An 18,186-nucleotide genomic window follows, 5' to 3' on the forward strand; every position below is an offset into this window, starting at 1 on the left:
TGGCAGTGGGACCAGACGGTCGTCCCCCTCTTCACCCCCGCCCTCGCCGACGACGCGATCGTGCCGCTCCCCTGCGACCCCGACCTCCGCCTCGGGCAGCAGTCGATCCGCACCTTCGCCAACACCACCAGCCCGGAGCGGCACACCGTCAAGCTGCCCCTCTCGATCCTCAACACCCTGGTGTGGCGCGGGCTTCCGACGGAGCGCACCCTCGCCGCGCCAGCCGTGACGGCATGGGTACAGGGAATCAGCGCGCAGGATCGGTTCCTCGCTGAGGAGTGCCGGGTCGTCCTCCTCGGCGAGGTCGCCTCGCTCGCGGTGGCCCACCCCGTGTACGACCGGCTCCCGACCGTCCCGTACCAGTACCGCGAACTCCTCGGCTGCATCTGGCGCGAGCCGCTGCCCCCGCAGCTCGACGCCGGTGAGCGCGCTCGCACCCTCGCCTCGCTCATCCACCTCGACCCGGCCGGCCGCTCCTTCACCGCCGAACTCGTCGCCCTTTCCGGCCTCGAGCCCCGTGTGTGGCTCCGCCGCCTCTTCGCCGCGCTGCTCCCTCCGCTCCTCCACTTCCTCTACCGCTACGGCGTCGTCTTCTCCCCGCACGGCGAGAATGCGATCGTCGTCTTCGACGGGGACGAGGTTCCGGTCCGGCTCGCGGTGAAGGACTTCGTCGACGACGTCAACGTCAGCGCCGAGCCCCTTCCCGAGCTGGAGGCGATGCCGGGGGACGTGCGCTCCGTGCTCCTCTCCGAGCCGCCTGCCTTCCTCACCCAGTTCATCCATTCGGGGCTCTTCGTCGGCGTCCTCCGCTACCTCGCGCCCCAGTGCCGCGAGCAACTCGGCGTCCCCGAGGGGGAGTTCTGGTCCCTGGTGCGCGCCGAGATCGACAGGTACCACCGGCGGTTCCCCGGACTGAAGCACCGCTTCGAGACCTTCGACCTCCTCACGCCGCGGATCGAGCGCCTCTGCCTCAACCGCAACCGCCTCCACCTCGACGGTTACCGCGACCGTCCCGACCGTCCGCACGCGGCCGTGCACGGCACCGTGCCCAACCCGCTGCACCAAGCGTGAGGGCGGCCGTCCCGGGGCCGGGTGCGGAGGGCGGGAGCGCGTTGTCAGTCGTTCCGCGTAAGGTGGCGGAGCTATGAGCAAGCCCGCCCTCACCGAACTCCTGCACGCCGCCGTCACCGCCGTCGGCGGCACGGAGCGACCGGGCCAGGTCGCCATGGCCGAGGCCGTGGCCCAGGCCGTCGAGGAGGGGCGCCACCTCCTCGTCCAAGCGGGCACCGGCACCGGTAAGTCCCTCGGCTACCTGGTCCCCGCCCTCGCCCAGGGCGAGCGCGTCGTCGTGGCCACCGCGACGCTCGCGCTCCAACGGCAGCTCGTCGAACGGGACCTGCCGCGTACGGTCAAGGCGCTGCACCCCCTGCTGCGCCGTCGCCCCGAGTTCGCGATGCTCAAGGGCCGCTCCAACTACCTCTGCCTCCACCGCCTCCACGAGGGCGTGCCGCAGGAGGAGGAAGAGGGCCTCTTCGACCCCTTCGAGGCGGCCGCCCCCAGCTCCAAGCTCGGCCAGGACCTCCTCCGCCTCCGCGACTGGTCCGACGACACCGAGACGGGCGACCGCGACGACCTCACCCCCGGCGTCTCCGACCGCGCCTGGGGCCAGGTCTCGGTCTCCTCGCGCGAGTGCCTCGGGGCCGCCAAGTGCGCCTACGGCATGGAGTGCTTCGCCGAGGCGGCGCGGGAGCGCGCCAAGGTCGCGGACGTCGTCATCACCAACCACGCCCTCCTCGCGATCGACGCGATCGACGGTGCCCCCGTCCTTCCGAGCCACGACGTCCTCGTCGTCGACGAGGCGCACGAGCTCGTCTCCCGCGTCACCGGCGTCGCGACGGGCGAGCTGACGCCCGGCGGCGTGCACCGCGCGGTGCGTCGCGCGAGCAAGCTCGTCAACGAGAAGGCGGCAGACCAACTCCAGTCGGCAGCCGAGGAGTTCGAGCGGCTCATGGAGCTCGCCCTCCCGGGGCGCCTGGAGGGCGAGCTCCCCGAGGGCCTCGCCCACGGGTTGATGCTCCTGAGGGACGCGGCCCGCACCTGCCTCACCGCCCTCGGCGACACCAAGGACCGCTCCGTCCAGGACGAGGACGCCGTCCGCAAGCAGGCGACGGCCTCCATCGAGAACGTCCGCGAAGTGGCCGAGCGCATCCTGGAGACCTCCGAGTACGACGTCCTCTGGTACGAGCGCCACGACCGCTACGGCGCCTCGATCCGCGTCGCCCCCCTCACCGTCTCGGGACTCCTCCGTGAGAAGCTCTTCGACGACCGCTCGGTCGTCCTCACCTCGGCGACGCTCAAGCTCGGCGGGGACTTCAACGGCGTCGGCGCCTCCCTCGGCCTCGCACCCGAGGGGACACGGGAGGACGCGGACGAGTCGGCAGGCCCGCACTGGCGCGGCCTCGACGTCGGTTCACCCTTCGACTACCGCAAGCAGGGCATCCTCTACGTCGCCAAGCACCTGGCGACCCCGGGCCGCGAGGGTCAACGCACCGACATGCTCGACGAGTTGGCGGAGCTGGTGGAGGCCGCGGGCGGCCGGACGCTCGGTCTCTTCTCGTCGATGCGTGCCGCGCAGACGGCGGCCGAGGAACTCCGCGGCCGACTCGACCTTCCCATCCTCCTGCAGGGCGAGGAGACGCTGGGCGAGCTCATCCGGCGCTTCGCCGACGACGCCGGCACGTGCCTCTTCGGCACCCTCTCCCTGTGGCAGGGCGTGGACGTCCCCGGCGCCAACTGCCAGCTGGTGGTGATGGACCGGGTTCCCTTCCCCCGCCCCGACGATCCGCTGATGAGCGCCCGTCAGAAGGCCGTCCAGGAGTCGGGCGGCAACGGCTTCATGGCCGTCGCGGCGACGCACGCCGCCCTGCTGATGGCGCAGGGCGCGGGGCGGCTCGTGCGGGCCTCGGGAGACAGGGGCGTGGTGGCGGTCCTCGATCCGCGTCTGGAGCGCGCGCGGTACGGCAGCTTCCTGCGGGCTTCGATGCCCGACTTCTGGTACACCACCGACCGCAACCAGGTCCGCCGCTCTCTCGCGGCGATCGACGCGGCTGCGAAGGGCTGACGCCCGGGGCCGCCGTCAACTCGCCTTCTGCCGTCGGGATTTCGAGCCCGGAGGGACATGCGCGCAGCCCATGGGCCACTCCCCGCTCTCTTCCGGGGCTCGGCGCCATGGGCTGGCACGGAGGCGGTGTCGTCAGACGCGGCGAAGGACGGCGACCACCTTTCCGAGGATGGTGGCGTCATCGCCCGGGATCGGCTGGTAGGAAGCGTTGTGCGGTACGAGCCAGACGTGGCCGTCCTCGCGGCGGAACCGCTTGACCGTCGCCTCGCCGTCGAGCATCGCCGCGACGATGTCGCCGTTCTCGGCGACGGGCTGGCGCCTGACGGTGACCCAGTCGCCGTCGCAGATGGCGGCGTCGAGCATCGAGTCCCCTACGACCTTGAGGACGAACAGCTCGCCGTCGCCTACGAGTTGGCGGGGGAGAGGAAAGACGTCCTCGACGGACTCCTCCGCGAGGATCGGCCCACCCGCCGCGATCCGACCGACCAACGGGACGTAGGAGGCGGAGGGCTTGCCTGTGGTGTCGGCTGCCGCCTGGCTCGCGGGGGTGTCGGAGCCGCGTACCTCGTAGGCGCGGGGGCGGTGCGGGTCGCGCCGCAGGAAGCCCTTGCGTTCGAGCGCCATCAGCTGGTGGGCGACCGACGAGGTGCTGGAGAGCCCCACGGCCTGCCCGATCTCCCGCATGGACGGCGGGTAGCCGCGCCGCTGCACCGAGTCGCGGATCACCTCGATGACGCGACGCTGGCGGTCGGTGAGTCCGGAGCTGTCCGCCCGGATGCCGGGAGGTCGTCCAGGGAGCGATCGCTTGGCCTGCGGGTCCTCCGAGGCTCCGGGGGAGGGGACGGCGTCCTCACCCTCCGTGTCGAGCCCCCCCGGGGCTGCCGAGCTTTCTGCGTCCGCCGAACTCACCTGCTGATTCTGGTCGATCGACTGCGCCTGTCGGCCCTGGGGGGTGATGGTGGCGCTGTCTGCGGTGGTGGTCACGTCGGCCCCTCTCGAATGGTTCTCCCTAGTGAGACAACGGTAGTTGGTTTCGAAAGGTTGCGCCAAACACACGTTCGAGTGAAAATTCGTCGTTCTCCTGAATTCGCCCACTGCGTAGGTGTATGGATAGCCGTTTATCCGTCATCGCGGACCCCTGCGCACTGCGGGTGCGGTCCTGCTCGACGGGCGGGCCCCATTGTGCCCCGCAGTCTTTCAGGTCGTCCCACGGCTCAGCCCCGCGGACCGTCGCTCGCCGGCGCTCGCGTAGGCTCGGCTGCCGTCGGTCGCCGACACGCAAGGATCGCGTGCTGACGGACCGGCACCAGATCTAGTGGTTACATGAGTGCGCGCCACCCACAACTTGTGGTCCCCGGTGTTGAGTCCGCGGAGCCTTGGTCTATGCTGGTGGCTGCCTTCGGGGATGATCTCAGGCCCGGAAGGTCTTGTTCGTCATGCTTGTTCGTCGTGGCCGTGCGCTGTCGCGTGCCGTGCGGGCTCCCGGGGGTCCGAGGAGGGTGGGAAACGATGCACTGTCCCTTCTGCAGGCACCCCGACAGCCGCGTGGTCGACAGCAGGACCACCGACGACGGGACAGCGATCCGTCGCCGCCGTCAGTGTCCCGACTGCTCCCGTCGCTTCACGACGATGGAGAACTCGTCGCTCACGGTGATCAAGCGAAGCGGCGTCACGGAGCCGTTCAGCCGGGACAAGGTCATCGCCGGCGTCCGCAAGGCATGCCAGGGAAGGCCCGTCACGGAGGATGCCCTGGCGCAGCTGGGCCAGCAGGTCGAGGAGGCGGTCAGGGCGACGGGTAGCGCCGAGCTCTCCGCGCACGACGTCGGCCTCGCCATACTCGGGCCGCTCCAGGACCTCGACGTGGTCGCCTACCTGCGGTTCGCGTCCGTCTACCGGGCGTTCGAGTCGCTGGAGGACTTCGAGGCCGCGATAGCCGAGTTGCGTAGCAATCCCGTCGCCGAGGGCGGCGCCGGCGGGGTGGAAGGGGTCGTGGGGCCCCGGCTCGAAGGGGAGGGCGGGGCAGGCGGCTCCGCAGTGCAGCCCGCGGCGGGCTGACCACTCTCCGTTGCTGTGGGGGGCGGAGTACGTCTGCGCCTCGGCAGAGCCAGACAGACCCAGACAGAGAGAAATCCTCGGGAAGAACCGGGGTGCATCGGGGCGTTATGCCCTGAAAGGGAGGCGGAATGACAGAGACGACGAGCGGCCCGGCACGCGGCTCCCGCGCGAAGGGCGGCAAGGCGAAGAAGGGGCTGCGGATCGAGCGCATCCACACGACCCCCGGTGTGCACCCGTACGACGAGGTCACCTGGGAGCGCCGCGACGTCGTCATGACCAACTGGCGCGACGGCTCGGTCAACTTCGAGCAGCGCGGCGTCGAGTTTCCCGACTTCTGGTCGGTGAACGCGGTCAACATCGTCACCAGCAAGTACTTCAGGGGCGCCGTCGGTACCCCGCAGCGGGAGAACAGCCTCAAGCAGCTGATCGACCGCGTCGTGAAGACCTACCGCAAGACCGGTGAGGAGAATGGTTACTTCGCCTCGCCGGAGGAAGCGGAGATCTTCGAGCACGAGCTCGCCTATGCCGTGCTCCACCAGATCTTCGCCTTCAACTCCCCTGTCTGGTTCAACGTCGGGACGAAGCAGCCGCAGCAGGTCAGCGCCTGCTTCATCCTCTCCGTCGACGACTCGATGGAGTCGATCCTCGACTGGTACAAGGAAGAGGGGATGATCTTCAAGGGCGGTTCGGGCGCCGGGCTCAACCTCTCGCGTATCCGCTCCTCCAAGGAGCTCCTCTCCTCGGGCGGCAACGCCTCGGGCCCCGTCTCCTTCATGCGGGGTGCGGACGCCTCCGCCGGCACCATCAAGTCGGGCGGCGCGACCCGGCGGGCGGCGAAGATGGTCGTACTCGACGTCGACCACCCGGACATCGAGGCCTTCATCGACACCAAGGTGAAGGAGGAGGAGAAGATCCGCGCCCTGCGGGACGCGGGCTTCGACATGGACCTCGGAGGCGACGACATCGCCTCCGTGCAGTACCAGAACGCCAACAACTCCGTGCGCGTCAACGACGAGTTCATGAAGGCCGTCGAGAACGGCACCAAGTTCTCGCTGCGCAGCAGGATGACGGGCGAGCCGTTGGAGGAGGTCGACGCCAAGGAGCTCTTCCGCAAGATGGCGGAGGCCGCCCACGTCTGCGCCGACCCCGGTGTCCAGTACGACGACACCATCAACCACTGGCACACCTCGCCGGAGTCGGGCCGCATCACCGCGTCCAACCCGTGCAGCGAGTACATGCACCTGGACAACTCCTCGTGCAATCTCGCGTCGCTGAACCTGATGAAGTTCCTGCGCGACGACGACGAGGGCAACCAGTCCTTCGACGCCGAGCGGTTCGCGAAAATCACCGAGCTCGTCATCACGGCGATGGACATCTCCATCTGCTTCGCCGATTTCCCCACCGAGAAGATCGGCGAGACGACCCGCGCCTTCCGCCAGCTCGGCATCGGCTACGCCAACCTCGGCGCGCTGCTGATGGCCACGGGACACGCCTACGACAGCGACGGCGGGCGTGCCCTCGCGGGTGCCATCACCTCGCTGATGACCGGCACCTCCTACAAGCGCTCCGCCGAACTCGCCGCTGCTGTCGGCCCGTACGAGGGGTACGCCCGCAACTCCGACGCACACCGCCGCGTGATGCGCCAGCACCGCGAGGCGAACGACGCGGCCGTGCGCATGGACGACCTCGACAACCCGGTCTGGGCCGCGGCCACCGAGGCGTGGCAGGACGTCGAGCGGCTCGGCGAGAAGAACGGCTTCCGGAACGCCCAGGCATCGGTGCTGGCGCCGACCGGGACCATCGGGCTGATGATGGACTGCGACACCACGGGTGTCGAGCCCGACCTGGCGCTGGTGAAGTTCAAGAAGCTGGTCGGCGGCGGCTCCATGCAGATCGTCAACAACACCGTGCCGAAGGCGCTCAAGCGGCTCGGCTACCAGCCGGAGCAGGTCGAGGCGATCGTCGAGCACATCGCCGAGCACGGCAACGTGGTCGACGCTCCCGGGCTGCGCCCCGAGCACTACGAGGTCTTCGACTGCGCGATGGGCGAGCGGTCCATCTCCCCGATGGGCCACGTGCGGATGATGGCCGCCGCGCAGCCGTTCCTCTCGGGTGCCATCTCCAAGACCGTCAACATGCCGGCGTCCAGCACCGTTGAGGACGTCGAGGAGATCTACCTCCAGGGCTGGAAGCTCGGCACCAAGGCGCTCGCCGTCTACGTCGAGAACAGCAAGGTCGGTCAGCCGCTCTCGGCGAAGCAGAAGGAGGAGCCGAAGACCGAGCAGGTCGTGGAGTACCGTCCGGTGCGCCGTCGCCTGCCGAAGGGGAGGCCCGGTATCACCACCTCCTTCACCGTGGGCGGGGCCGAGGGGTACATCACGGCCAACTCGTACCCGGACGACGGCCTCGGTGAGGTCTTCCTCAAGATGTCGAAGCAGGGCTCGACGCTCGCCGGGATGATGGACGCCTTCTCGATCGCGATCTCCGTCGGCCTCCAGTACGGAGTGCCGCTGGAGACGTACGTCTCGAAGTTCACGAACATGCGGTTCGAGCCGGCCGGGATGACCGACGACTCGGACGTGCGGATGGCGCAGTCGATCGTCGACTACATCTTCCGCCGACTCGCCCTGGACTTCCTGCCGTTCGAGACACGCTCGGCGCTCGGTATCCACTCGGCCGCGGAGCGCCAGCGCCACCTGGAGACGGGCTCCTACGAGCCGGCCGACGACGAGTACGACCTCGACGGGCTCTCCCAGTCGGCGCCCAAGGCCCAGCAGCCGGCGAAGCAGAAGGACCCCGAAGAGGCCGACCGCACCGCTCCGGAACCGGAGGCCGCGGCCCCGGCACCGCGCGAGGCGCACAACTCGACGGAGCTCATGGAGATGCAGCTCGGCCTCAACGCCGATGCACCGCTCTGCTTCTCCTGCGGCACCAAGATGCGCCGCGCGGGCAGCTGCTACCTCTGCGAGGGGTGCGGCTCGACGAGCGGCTGCAGCTGAGCGCGGGGATGTGTCCCGTGCGCCGGTGAGCGTCTGCTGAACCCCGCCTGAGAGAGGGCGTCGACCGACGGTCGGCGCCCTCTCCGCGCTCGGAAGACGGGGGCCGCTGCACCGATTGCACACGCCGTGACGGTGGGGCCCGCGCCGCATCTTGTCGGTCACCCCGGCGGCGTAGTTGTTGCAGGTGCAACCATTCCGCCGTCGGCTGCGGCAGTGGAGGCCGCGCGCGGTCGCGCCTCCGCCGAGTGACCCGTGGCCGGAGCCGACGCGGACCGGGCGCCTCCTCGTAGGACCATGGCTTGCACGACGTCCCGAAGTCCGTTGCAGGGAGTCACCGGCCGGACGTCTGCGTACGAGGAGGTGTTGCACGTGAGCGGGACTGCGCCGGTACTCGTCACGGGCGGAACCGGAACGTTGGGCAGGGCTGTCGTGCGCGCCTTCAGCGAAGAGGCGCGTCCCGTAAGGGTGTTGAGCCGACGGGCACGCGGAGCGGGAGACACGCAGGCGACAGGTGGCGACAGCGGCAACGATCTCCAATAGGCAACAGGGAACCTCGTCACGGGCGAGGGACTGGCCGCGGCGCTCGACGGAGCGGGTTTGATCGTCAACTGCGCCACGACGCTGGGTCGAAGAGATCTTCGGGCGACCCGCTGTCTCGTCGAAGCGGCCCGGCGCGTCGGAGCACCGCCGCTGATCCACGTGTCCATCGTCGGCGTCGACCGGGTGCCGCTCGGCTACTACCGGACCAAAGCCGAGACCGAACGGATCGTCCAGGGCTCCGGCCTGCCGTGGACCGTGCAGCGCGCCACTCAGTTCCACGATCTCGTCGCCCAGTTCACGACGATGCAGCGCCGCGTACCGTTCACCTTCGTTCCCGCGGGAGTACGGTTCCAGCCCATCGACGTCCGTGATGTCGCCCTGCGTCTCGTGGAACTGGCGGCCCGAGAGCCGTCCGGACACGTGGACGACATCGGTGGGCCCGAGGTGCTCGGCGCCGTGGACCTCGCTCAGCGCACGCTCCGCCGGGAGGGCGGCGGACGCGTCGTGCCGGTGCGTATTCCAGGCCGAATCTTCGGAGCCTACCGTGCAGGGGGAAACCTCGCCCCTCAACACCGCTACGGACGACGGACCTACGACGCCTACCTCGACGAGCGCTTCGGCCCGCCCGGGAGCGCGTAGTCGGTCCCCTTCCGCAGCGTACGGGCGTCTTCGGAGCGTCCGCCCGATGCTCACTGGGCCTCCAGCGACGGCGGAACAGAACTTGGCTCGCAATCCGGGGAGTTGCTGCTCTCCGCGGTATCCGTCAACCCGCAAGCGGTATGGCCGTACGATGGCGCGGTGCTGGTCAAGTGGATGCGCTGCACCGTCGTCGACCGTCCGGGCTTCGAGCGGGGGCAGCGGAAGTGGGCCGGGCTGCTCGGAGAACCGGGGTTCCGGGGACAGGGCGGCGGTTGGAGCAGAGCGAGGGAAGGGGTCGCGCACGTCTTCGGATTCTGGGACAGCCGCGCGTTCTACGACTCCTTCATGGCGCGCTCGCACGATCGTCTGCACGCCGCCCAGGTCGGTACGTACAAGGATCTCCAGGTGCGGCTCTTCGAGTACCGCTTCGACGTGAAGACGGGCTTCCGGCCCGTCTTCACCGACGCCGACCTGTTGCGCGTGGCCCACTCGCAGGTGCGCCACGACCGGATCGAGCATTACACGGCGATGCAGGAGAAGGTCTGGAACCCTGCGATGGCGGGGTCGCCCGGCATGCTGCGCGGCGTGTTCGCGCAGGCACAGACCGAGGACGAGTTCCTCGTGCTGTCCATGTGGGATTCGACGGCGGAGCACGGTAAGTACCGCGAGGAGCGCATGGAGCGCCTTGCGTTCCGTACCCAGTTCGGTGCGGACGTGAGCAAGGTTGCCGGTGACGTGATCGATCTCGAGCCGAGCTGGACGGTCTGAGCCCGGCTGCTGACCTACGGTGGGCGTATGGCCCGACCGCGCCGCATCGTGCTCCTCCGTCACGGGGAGTCCGAGGGAAACAACGACGACAGCGTCTACGAGCGCGTCCCCGACCACGCACTGGCGCTCACCGAGCGCGGACAGCAACAGGCGAGGGATGCGGGGAAGCGCCTGCGCGAGCAGCTCGGCGACGAGGGCGTCTCGGTGTACGTCTCCCCTTACCGACGCACCCACCAGACGCTCACGGCTTTGGGCCTCGACTCGTCGCTCATGCGGGTACGGGAGGAGCCGCGCCTGCGCGAACAGGACTGGGGGAACTGGCAGGACCGTCAGGATGTGCGCGACCAGAAGGCGTACCGCGACGCCTACGGGCACTTCTTCTACCGCTTCGCCCAGGGGGAGTCCGGCGCCGACGTCTACGACCGGGTCGGAGCCTTCCTGGAGAGCTTGTGGCGGAGCTTCGAGAACCCCGATCATCCGCCCAACGTTCTCCTCGTCACCCATGGGCTGACGATGCGGCTCTTCTGCATGCGCTGGCTGCACTGGAGCGTGGCGGAGTTCGAGTCGCTCTCCAACCCGGACAACGGCGAGGCCCGATCGCTTCTCCTCGAGCGCGACGGCCGCTACCACCTCGACCGACCCTTCGAGAAATGGCGCACCCCGCGCCCCTACGGACCCCGTGTATGAGGCGGGCACAGCGGCAGGAAGCACAGTGCCGGCCGCTTGCCTGGTCGCCGGCTCGGGACACCCCCTGCGGAAGGTGCAGCCCGCTCTCGTCGGCCGCTGGGTGCTTTCCCCGCGAGCCAAAACAGGCGGACCAACTCCGCGCTCGAGCTCTCTCCTCAGGGGAACCACGCATGCCGAAGTCCCGTGCCACAGGCGTCTCCTGGAGAAGATGCGGGGGTGGATGAGCGCGTCGAATCGGGAGCGGATACGCTGACTGCCGCCATGCCGTACGAGCCTCCGACGCACCGCATCGAACGATCGATCCGTGCCACCTCCCAAGCCAGGATCATCGCGGGAGTCGATGAGGTCGGCCGCGGCGCCTGGGCCGGACCGGTCGCCGTGTGCGCGACGATCACGGGACTGCGTCGGCCGCCGGAAGGGCTCACGGACTCCAAGCTGCTCACCGAGAAGCGCCGCACAGCGCTGGCGGACGAGCTGGTGCGGTGGGTCACCGCATTCGGCTTGGGGTACGCGTCGGCTGAGGAGATCGACGAACTCGGGATGACGGCGGCCCAGCGCCTCGCCGCCACCCGTGCGCTCGAATCGCTCCCGGAGCGACCGGAAGCGGTGATCCTCGACGGTAAGCACGACTACCTCGGCCCCGCCTGGAACGTGCGCACCGTCATAAAGGGCGACCAGTCCTGCGTGCCGGTCGCGGCCGCCTCGGTGATCGCGAAGGTGCGGAGGGACGCGCTGATGGCCCAACTCGGCTCTGCACACCTCGACTTCTGCTTTGCGGACAACGCCGGCTACCCCTCGCCCGTGCACCGTGCCGCTCTCGAAGAGCACGGACCCACGCCGTACCACCGATTGTCCTGGTCGTACATGGATGGGCTGCCGCGTTGGAAGCATCTGAAGCGGAACAGGATCGAGCCTGAACCATCGGAGCAGATCGGCCTTTTCTGAACTCGAAGAACCCGCAGTATGAAGCCCGACAGCCGCGAACTCAGCGCCAGGAGTGTGCCGAGAGCCTTGGCCGCCCCGCCCACGCGCCACCTGTCCGCGTTTGATAGACATCACACCATGCCTCTCACCCCTGAGGAGCCACAGATTTCCGAGAGTGTTCCGGGCCCCCGCAGCGCAGCAGGGTCCGCCAGTACATCGCAGGTTGCCTCTTCCGCAGCGGTCCCCGGACCCAGGTCGGCCTCGCGTCCCGCGCCTCACAGTGCAGAGGGCAGGCAGGGGGCTGAACCCCGGCGAACCGGAGGCCGCCAGGGAGGTCGCTCGGCCGGAAAGCCGGCGTCGACCGCCGCAGACCGGCAGAAGGCCGCACAGATCGACCTGCGGGAGGCCACCGAGGCCACCGCAGTCGAGGTGGCGGACGAGGTGGTCGACTCCCTTCTCGACGAAGGCCGGTCCCCGGACGACGTTCTCGTTCTCACGACCGGCGAGTCCCACCCCTGGACCCAGCACGAACTCTCCTTCGGGGAGGACGCCTACTGGCGCCAACAGACCGAGAGCGAGGACGTGTTCTTCGCCGAGGCGTCCGCTACCGAGCACCTCAGGTCCCGGGGCGTGGTGGTCCTCGCCGTCAACGGAGGTAGCGACGCGCAGGCGGCTGCTGCGCTGCCTGCAGCTCTGGGGAAGGCCCACGACACCCTGATCGTGTGCGGGGACCCGCAGCGGTTGCGCGCGCTGCTGTGATCCGACGGCGCCCGCCGCTCGGGCAGACCGTGGCGGTGCCTGCTGCTTCGGTCCGCCGCCCGCACCGGCGGGGCCGTGCGGCCCCCGACCCGGCGTGACCGACCGGAAGGCGGAAGTCAGGCACGTCAGCCAGTGTGTTCGCCCGTACATGGTTCGCGGACATCGGCCGGGGCCTGCGCAGGCTCCTTGCCGGCTGTCGTCTCGCCTCCCGAGGGGACAGTTGCGTGCGGGTGCCGCCCGCCGCGCTCCTCTCCGAAGACCTGCCAACCGCCGGGTGTGACGGTTATGTAGGCGCCGCACCGCAGCCCGTGCAGCGTGCAGGCGTCGCGGAGCCCCCACATCCACGCGCCGTCCAGCTCGGTCCAGCGATGGTCTCCGCTGCGGTGGCAGACGAGGACCGCGGTCCGTAAGGGGACGCGTCGGCGCAGGTCGTGCGGTATCACTCGGCGCAACCTGTCGAGCAGAGCGTTGCGGAACTCCCATCCGTCGGGGTGTTCCGTCTGCTGTCCGAACGACGCGCTGGCCGCGAGTCGTTCGTCCGGGTTCAGCACAGCGACGATCACGGTGGTGAGCGCGGTGCCGTGCCTTTCGCAAAGTTCCCTGATCATCTCCCGCGGGTTGCGCAGCAGCGGAATTCCGGCCGACGACCACTCGGCGGGTTCCAGGGCACGACTCAGCCTGGAGGCGGAGTCGGTGGTGGGCGGCGGGGGAGTGAATCCGAAGGTCACGTTCCTCCCTCCGTCCAGTTGGCGCTACCAATTCTCCTGTGAGCCAAGCCACTCGGCAACGGCGATACTCCGGTTCCGAGCACTTCCGTGAAGGACGGCGAACACGCATGCGCGCACTGCCACGAACAACTGCCCGCGATGGGCGGTCGGTTGGGGAGCAGTGTCCGATCTCTCGTGCCCGGTGGAAGACGGCTGCCAGCGTGTGCGCCGCCTGCCGAAGGTTCCTCAACCCCATCCGACTCTTCCTCTCCGCTCAGCTCTGGATGCCGAGTACCAGGGGCAGTACCGCCTCGGCGCCTGCCTTGCGAAGCAGCCTTCCGCCGACTGCCAGCGTCCATCCCGTCTCGGTGTAGTCGTCGACGAGCAGCACGGGGCCTCGGGCCTGCGTCACGGCTTCGGCCGTCGACGCCGGGAGTTGCATGGCTCCTTCGAGGGTTCGCACTCTCTGTGCGCTGTTGCTCCGTGGTGGGACGCCGGCCTCGTACGCGGTGGCGACGTTCCCGAGCAGGGGCATCCGACCGATCGCAGCGACGCGCTCCGCGAGCGAGCGCACGAGTTGCGGTCTCGACGTCGACTCGACACCGACCACCCCGACCGGACGCCGAGGGGCCTCTGCCTCCCCGGATGCCCAACCTCCGGGCCCCTTGGCCCACTCGGTGAGCACGGAGACGACGGCCTCGAGGACGTCGTCGGGCACGGGAGCGTCCGATGCTTGCGGGGCGACCATCGGACGAAGACGGTTACCCCAGCCGATGTCCGAGAGACGGCCCAGGGCTCTGCCCGCCTCTGTCCTCTCTGTTTCCGGGATCTTGCCCTTCAGCTCGAGGCCGATGGACGGAAGGCCCGTGGGCCACATCTTCCGGGGTTCCACCTCCACGCCGGGACGGTGGAGTTCTCCGCGTGCCGCGGCGAGCGTCGCCTCGGAGATCTCGGCTGAGAAGCGCGGTGCGGTGCAGTTGTCGCAGCGCCCGCAGGGAGCCGCGTGATCGTCGTCGAGAAGACGGCGCAGGAATTCCATGCGGCAGGCGGACGTGCGTGCGTACTCCCGCATCGCCTCCTGCTCGGTCTCGCGTTGCCGCGCGATCCAGGCGTACCGCTCGGCGTCGTAGGTCCAGGGCGCGCCCGTGGAGGTCCAGCCGCCCCGCACCTTCCGCACGGCGCCGTCCACGTCGAGCACCTTGAGCATCATCTCCAACCTGCCGCGCCGCAGGTCGACTTGCGGTTCGAGAGCCGGGAGGGACATCGGGCCGGGCGCTTCCTCCAGGACACCGAGAGTCCTTCGGACCTGATCTTCGGGCGGGAAGGCCAGGGAGGCGAAGTACCTCCAGATCGCCTGGTCCTCCTTGCCGGGCAGGAGCAGCACCTCGGCGTGGTCGACGCCACGTCCGGCCCTGCCCACCTGCTGGTAATAAGCGATGGGGGAGGAGGGAGAGCCGAGGTGGAGGACGAAGCCGAGATCCGGCTTGTCGAAGCCCATTCCGAGCGCCGAGGTGGCGACGAGTGCTTTGACCCGGTTGGCTAGGAGGTCGGCTTCCGCTGCCTCGCGGTCGGCTCCCTCCGTGCGGCCCGTGTAGGCGGCCACCGGGTACCCGCGGCTCCGTAGAAAGGCCGCCACTTCTTCGGCTGCCGAGACGGTGAGCGTGTAGACGATGCCGCTACCGGGAAGTTCGGCGAGGTGGTCGGCGAGCCACGCCAAACGGTGTGCGGCATCGGGGAGTTCCAGAACGCCGAGACTGAGGCTGTCACGCTCCAGCGTGCCCCTGAGGATCAAGGGGGCGCTCTCCTCCGAGGAATCGGTGCCCGAGGTGTCGATACCGGTACCGAGTTGCTCCGCGACGTCGGCCGTGACGCGTGAGTTCGCCGTGGCGGTGGTGGCGAGGACCGGGACGCCTGCCGGCATCTCGGCGAGGACCGTACGCAGCCTCCGGTAGTCCGGACGGAAGTCGTGGCCCCAGTCGGAGATGCAGTGGGCCTCGTCCACGACGAGGAGACCCGTGGACGCGGTGAGCTCGGAGAGGGGGCCGTCGCGGAACTGCGGGTTGTTGAGCCGCTCCGGGCTGATCAGCAGGACGTCGACAGCGCCCTCGGCGATCTCCGCGTGCACCTCTTCCCATTCCTCGGGGTTGGCGGAGTTGATCGTCCGCGCTGTGATGCCGGCTCGGGCGGCTGCCGCGACCTGATCCCTCATGAGTGCGAGGAGAGGCGAGACGAGGACGGTGGGACCGCGGCCACGGCGCCGGAGGAGAGCCGTTGCCACGAAGTAGACGGCGGACTTACCCCATCCCGTGCGCTGCACCACGAGGGCCCGTCGCCCCTCTTCCACGAGCGCCCGCACCGCGCGCCACTGGTCCTCTCGCAGGCGGCCCTCGCCCTCGGGTTTGCCCACGAGCCGGGAAAGCACGGAGTCGGCTTCGTCGCGCAGGTCTGTCTCAGTCATGGACCCATGGAACCCGAGACGACCGACACTCGCCCAACTGCCCTTGTGGATAACCGCTGATTGATGCGATCTATACGATCAATGCGGCTTGCTGGGGACAACGCACGACACGGATCTCGCTCTTCGGTGCATGCTGCCGCCCATGGACTTCGACCCCTCGACGCCTGCCCCAGCCGCAGGCAACACCGAAGAAGCAGGCCACCGAATCCCCGACCACATCGGCAGCGGAGGCCGAACAGGACTCCTCACGCTGCCTCAGCTCGCGGAGGTGCTGCCCTACCTGCTCGGCTTCTTCCCCGACGACTCGGTCGTCCTCGTGAGAACAGCATCCGGCGACGGCGGCATCGCCGGAGCGCTCAGGGCCGACCTGCCGCCCGAAGACGCCGAACCCCACTTCTTCGCCGCGGCGTTCGCCGAGTCGGTGCTTCCGGAAGAAGCCGGTACAGAGGCGTTGACCGGCCGCCTGCCGGAGATCGAAAGCGCCGTCCTCCTCCTCTGCCGCGACCCTGGGAAGGATGAGCCACCGCGTGCGGTACGCCGACGGCTCAGGCCCCTCGCGGAGGCGTTGAGGCGAGCCTGCGAAGCGCGTGGTGTTGCCGTTGCGGAAGTGGGCGGGGTCTCAGCCGGTCGCTGCTGGTCCTTCTTCTGCCCCCTTCCGGACTGCTGCCCTCCGGACGGCAACCGCGTTGCGCACCCCGGGACTTCGACGTCCCCCATCGCAGCGGCAGCCGTCTACGAGGGCTACCGCGTCCCCGAACGGAGAAGCCGGCTGGAGCTCAGGTTCGCCCCGCTGGCAGCTCCTGCCCTCGAGGCGCAGGAAGCGGCCCTGCGCAAAGCCGGAGCCGATCGGAGCGCGGCCGCCGCGGACCGGTCGCATTCCGAGGGGGGCGGGGTCGAATCCGTCGGTCTGGGGCTGCGCCTTCTCCACCGTTTCGTCGCTTCGCCCCCGAAAGCTCTGGCGGACGACCGGGCCGACGCCCATGACGACGTGCTCGTCGCCCCGGACGAGGCGGCACGCCTCATCGTGGGCCTCCAGAACGAGCCCATGCGCAGGTGCGCAGCCGATTGGGTGGGGGGTTCGATCACGCTCGGCGCCGGTCGACTGTGGAGGGCGCTCGCCAGGCGCTGCGTCGGCCCGTACGCACACTTGGCGGTACCGCTGCTGGCGCTCGCAGGGTGGACGTCGTGGCTCTCCGGAGACCTCACGGGTTCACGGATCGCCAGCAGCCTCGCGCTACGGCGCGATCCCGGTTACCCCTTCGCGGTCCTCGTCCACCAGGTCTGCAACCGGGGCCTCGATCCGGCACCGTTTCTCCGCTCCTGGCCGCAGCCTCCGCACGGCGACGGAACCGGGGGAGGGGCGGCCCCGCCCTGACCATGCGCAGGTGAGCCGTATGCGGTTCTTGCCGTGACCAACGTCCGTGGTCGGCAGGTGAATCCGCCGACCAGGCAGACGAGAAGGGCGACTCCGATGTGCGCGCACCCCGTGCAGTCCGTGGAGGCTACGCGACCTCAACAACCGCTGCACACAAGGCATTGCACCGTCCACGGAACGGAGGCCGCCCACTCCCGGTGCGAGGCCCGGTTGCTGCCGCCGTTCTGGAGTCGATCGGGCGTTCCCAAACGCCTGTTTATCGTCAGTGCGACGACTAGGATCGGGCCATGCCCTTCGAGCCGTCGGTCCAAGCCCCGTTCGCTGTCGCCGTCGACCTGGTCGTGCTCGCCGTGCACAGGTCTGCGCTGCGCACTCTCGTCGTGCGACGCGGCGAGTCGCCGGATCGAGGACGGTGGGCTCTGCCCGGGGGCTTCGTCGGGGCCCAGGAGGACCTGGAGGCTGCTGCCGCCCGCGAGCTCAAAGAGAAAACAGGGCTCTCCGTCCACGTCGCCGGCAACGGCGACGGCGCACACCTGGAACAGCTGGCCACGTACGGGGACCCTGGACGTGACCCGCGGACAAGGGTCGTCAGCGTGGCCCACCTGGTGCTCGTCTCGGGGCTCGGAGAGGGGCAAGAGTCGTATACCGGCGTCGTCAGGGGATCGGTTCTCGGGGATGTCGCCGGTGGAGAGCCCGAGGTGCGATGGGTACCCGTCGACGAGCTGCTGCCGGGGGACTCCGAAACGCACCGAAGAAGCGCTCCGTCTCTTCTTGCCTTCGATCACGACCGCATCCTGGCGGAAGGTGTCGATCGGGCCCGGGCAAAGATCGAGTACTCCTCGCTCGCCACCTCCTTCTGTCCGCCGGAGTTCACGGTGGGGGAGTTGCGCAGGGTCTACGAGGCGGTGTGGGGGGTCGCCCTCGATCCCCGCAACTTCCATCGCAAGGTCACGGGTACGCCGGGCTTCCTCGTTCCGACCGGCGGCACGACCTCTCGCCAAGGCGGGCGCCCCGCACAGCTGTTCAGGATGGGCGGTGCCACTCTACTCAATCCGCCGATGCTGCGTCCCGAGGCGTGAGCGGTGTCTTGCCGAGCGGTGTGAACTGCGGGCCGCGTTGCCAGTAAAGTCGGACATATCGCGTTATCTTTCCTG

13 protein-coding genes and 1 pseudogene are annotated in these 18,186 nt (G+C 69.3%); 11 read left to right on the forward strand and 3 right to left on the reverse strand.

The window, feature by feature from the left end:
- Positions 1-1,071 (forward strand): IucA/IucC family protein (locus UWG_RS0125845; protein WP_016910091.1); only part of this gene is annotated, 1,071 nt, incomplete at its 5' end.
- A 73-nt stretch (positions 1,072-1,144) separates the two neighbouring features.
- On the forward strand, positions 1,145-3,121 hold the full coding sequence (locus UWG_RS0125850) for an ATP-dependent DNA helicase (protein ID WP_016910092.1): 1,977 nt from the start codon (positions 1,145-1,147) through the stop codon (positions 3,119-3,121).
- Positions 3,122-3,253: 132 nt separating this feature from the next.
- Here UWG_RS0125850 and lexA read toward each other — a convergent pair whose 3' ends face one another.
- Complete coding sequence (lexA, locus tag UWG_RS0125855; RefSeq protein WP_016910093.1) at positions 3,254-4,105, reverse strand: transcriptional repressor LexA; 852 nt, start codon at positions 4,103-4,105, stop codon at positions 3,254-3,256.
- Between the two features lie 525 nt (positions 4,106-4,630).
- On the opposite strand from lexA, the gene nrdR reads away from it, so the two are divergent.
- From nrdR to UWG_RS34150, 7 genes and pseudogenes are all read left to right on the forward strand, one after another.
- Positions 4,631-5,176 (forward strand): transcriptional regulator NrdR, encoded by a 546-nt coding sequence (gene nrdR / locus UWG_RS0125860; RefSeq protein WP_016910094.1) that lies wholly within the window; start codon positions 4,631-4,633, stop codon positions 5,174-5,176.
- 128 nt (positions 5,177-5,304) lie between these two features.
- Positions 5,305-8,175 carry a vitamin B12-dependent ribonucleotide reductase gene (locus tag UWG_RS0125865; RefSeq protein WP_016910095.1) on the forward strand — a complete coding sequence of 957 codons (2,871 nt, stop codon included), beginning with the start codon at positions 5,305-5,307 and terminating at the stop codon, positions 8,173-8,175.
- 558 nt (positions 8,176-8,733) lie between these two features.
- Positions 8,734-9,354: pseudogene (locus tag UWG_RS31590) on the forward strand (SDR family oxidoreductase); the annotation flags it as partial.
- Positions 9,355-9,513: 159 nt separating this feature from the next.
- Complete coding sequence (locus UWG_RS0125875; protein WP_016910097.1) at positions 9,514-10,122, forward strand: YdbC family protein; 609 nt, start codon at positions 9,514-9,516, stop codon at positions 10,120-10,122.
- Positions 10,123-10,149: 27 nt separating this feature from the next.
- Positions 10,150-10,809 carry a histidine phosphatase family protein gene (locus tag UWG_RS0125880; protein ID WP_016910098.1) on the forward strand — a complete coding sequence of 220 codons (660 nt, stop codon included), beginning with the start codon at positions 10,150-10,152 and terminating at the stop codon, positions 10,807-10,809.
- Between the two features lie 261 nt (positions 10,810-11,070).
- Positions 11,071-11,754, forward strand: coding sequence for a ribonuclease HII (locus tag UWG_RS0125885; protein WP_016910099.1), 684 nt, complete (start codon positions 11,071-11,073; stop codon positions 11,752-11,754).
- Between the two features lie 408 nt (positions 11,755-12,162).
- Positions 12,163-12,492 carry a hypothetical protein gene (locus UWG_RS34150; RefSeq protein ID WP_016910100.1) on the forward strand — a complete coding sequence of 110 codons (330 nt, stop codon included), beginning with the start codon at positions 12,163-12,165 and terminating at the stop codon, positions 12,490-12,492.
- Positions 12,493-12,617: 125 nt separating this feature from the next.
- Here the strand turns inward: UWG_RS34150 and UWG_RS0125895 are convergent, their stop codons facing one another.
- On the reverse strand, positions 12,618-13,220 hold the full coding sequence (locus UWG_RS0125895; RefSeq protein ID WP_016910101.1) for a hypothetical protein: 603 nt from the start codon (positions 13,218-13,220) through the stop codon (positions 12,618-12,620).
- A gap of 253 nt (positions 13,221-13,473) precedes the next feature.
- Complete coding sequence (locus UWG_RS0125900; RefSeq protein ID WP_016910102.1) at positions 13,474-15,657, reverse strand: RecQ family ATP-dependent DNA helicase; 2,184 nt, start codon at positions 15,655-15,657, stop codon at positions 13,474-13,476.
- 142 nt (positions 15,658-15,799) lie between these two features.
- Between UWG_RS0125900 and UWG_RS0125905 the strand changes: the two genes are divergently transcribed.
- Together UWG_RS0125905 and UWG_RS0125910 are read left to right on the forward strand one after the other, a co-directional pair.
- The gene (locus UWG_RS0125905) at positions 15,800-17,032 is read left to right on the forward strand and encodes a DUF4192 domain-containing protein (protein ID WP_016910103.1); all 1,233 of its coding nucleotides are present in this window, start codon (positions 15,800-15,802) and stop codon (positions 17,030-17,032) included.
- A 287-nt stretch (positions 17,033-17,319) separates the two neighbouring features.
- Entirely contained in the window at positions 17,320-18,111 is a 792-nt protein-coding gene (locus UWG_RS0125910; RefSeq protein ID WP_016910104.1) for an NUDIX hydrolase, read from the forward strand.
- Positions 18,112-18,186: the final 75 nt, after the last annotated feature.

The organism is Streptomyces xiaopingdaonensis (assembly GCF_000262345.1).
Taxonomy (GTDB): Bacteria; Actinomycetota; Actinomycetes; order Streptomycetales; family Streptomycetaceae; genus Streptomyces; species Streptomyces xiaopingdaonensis.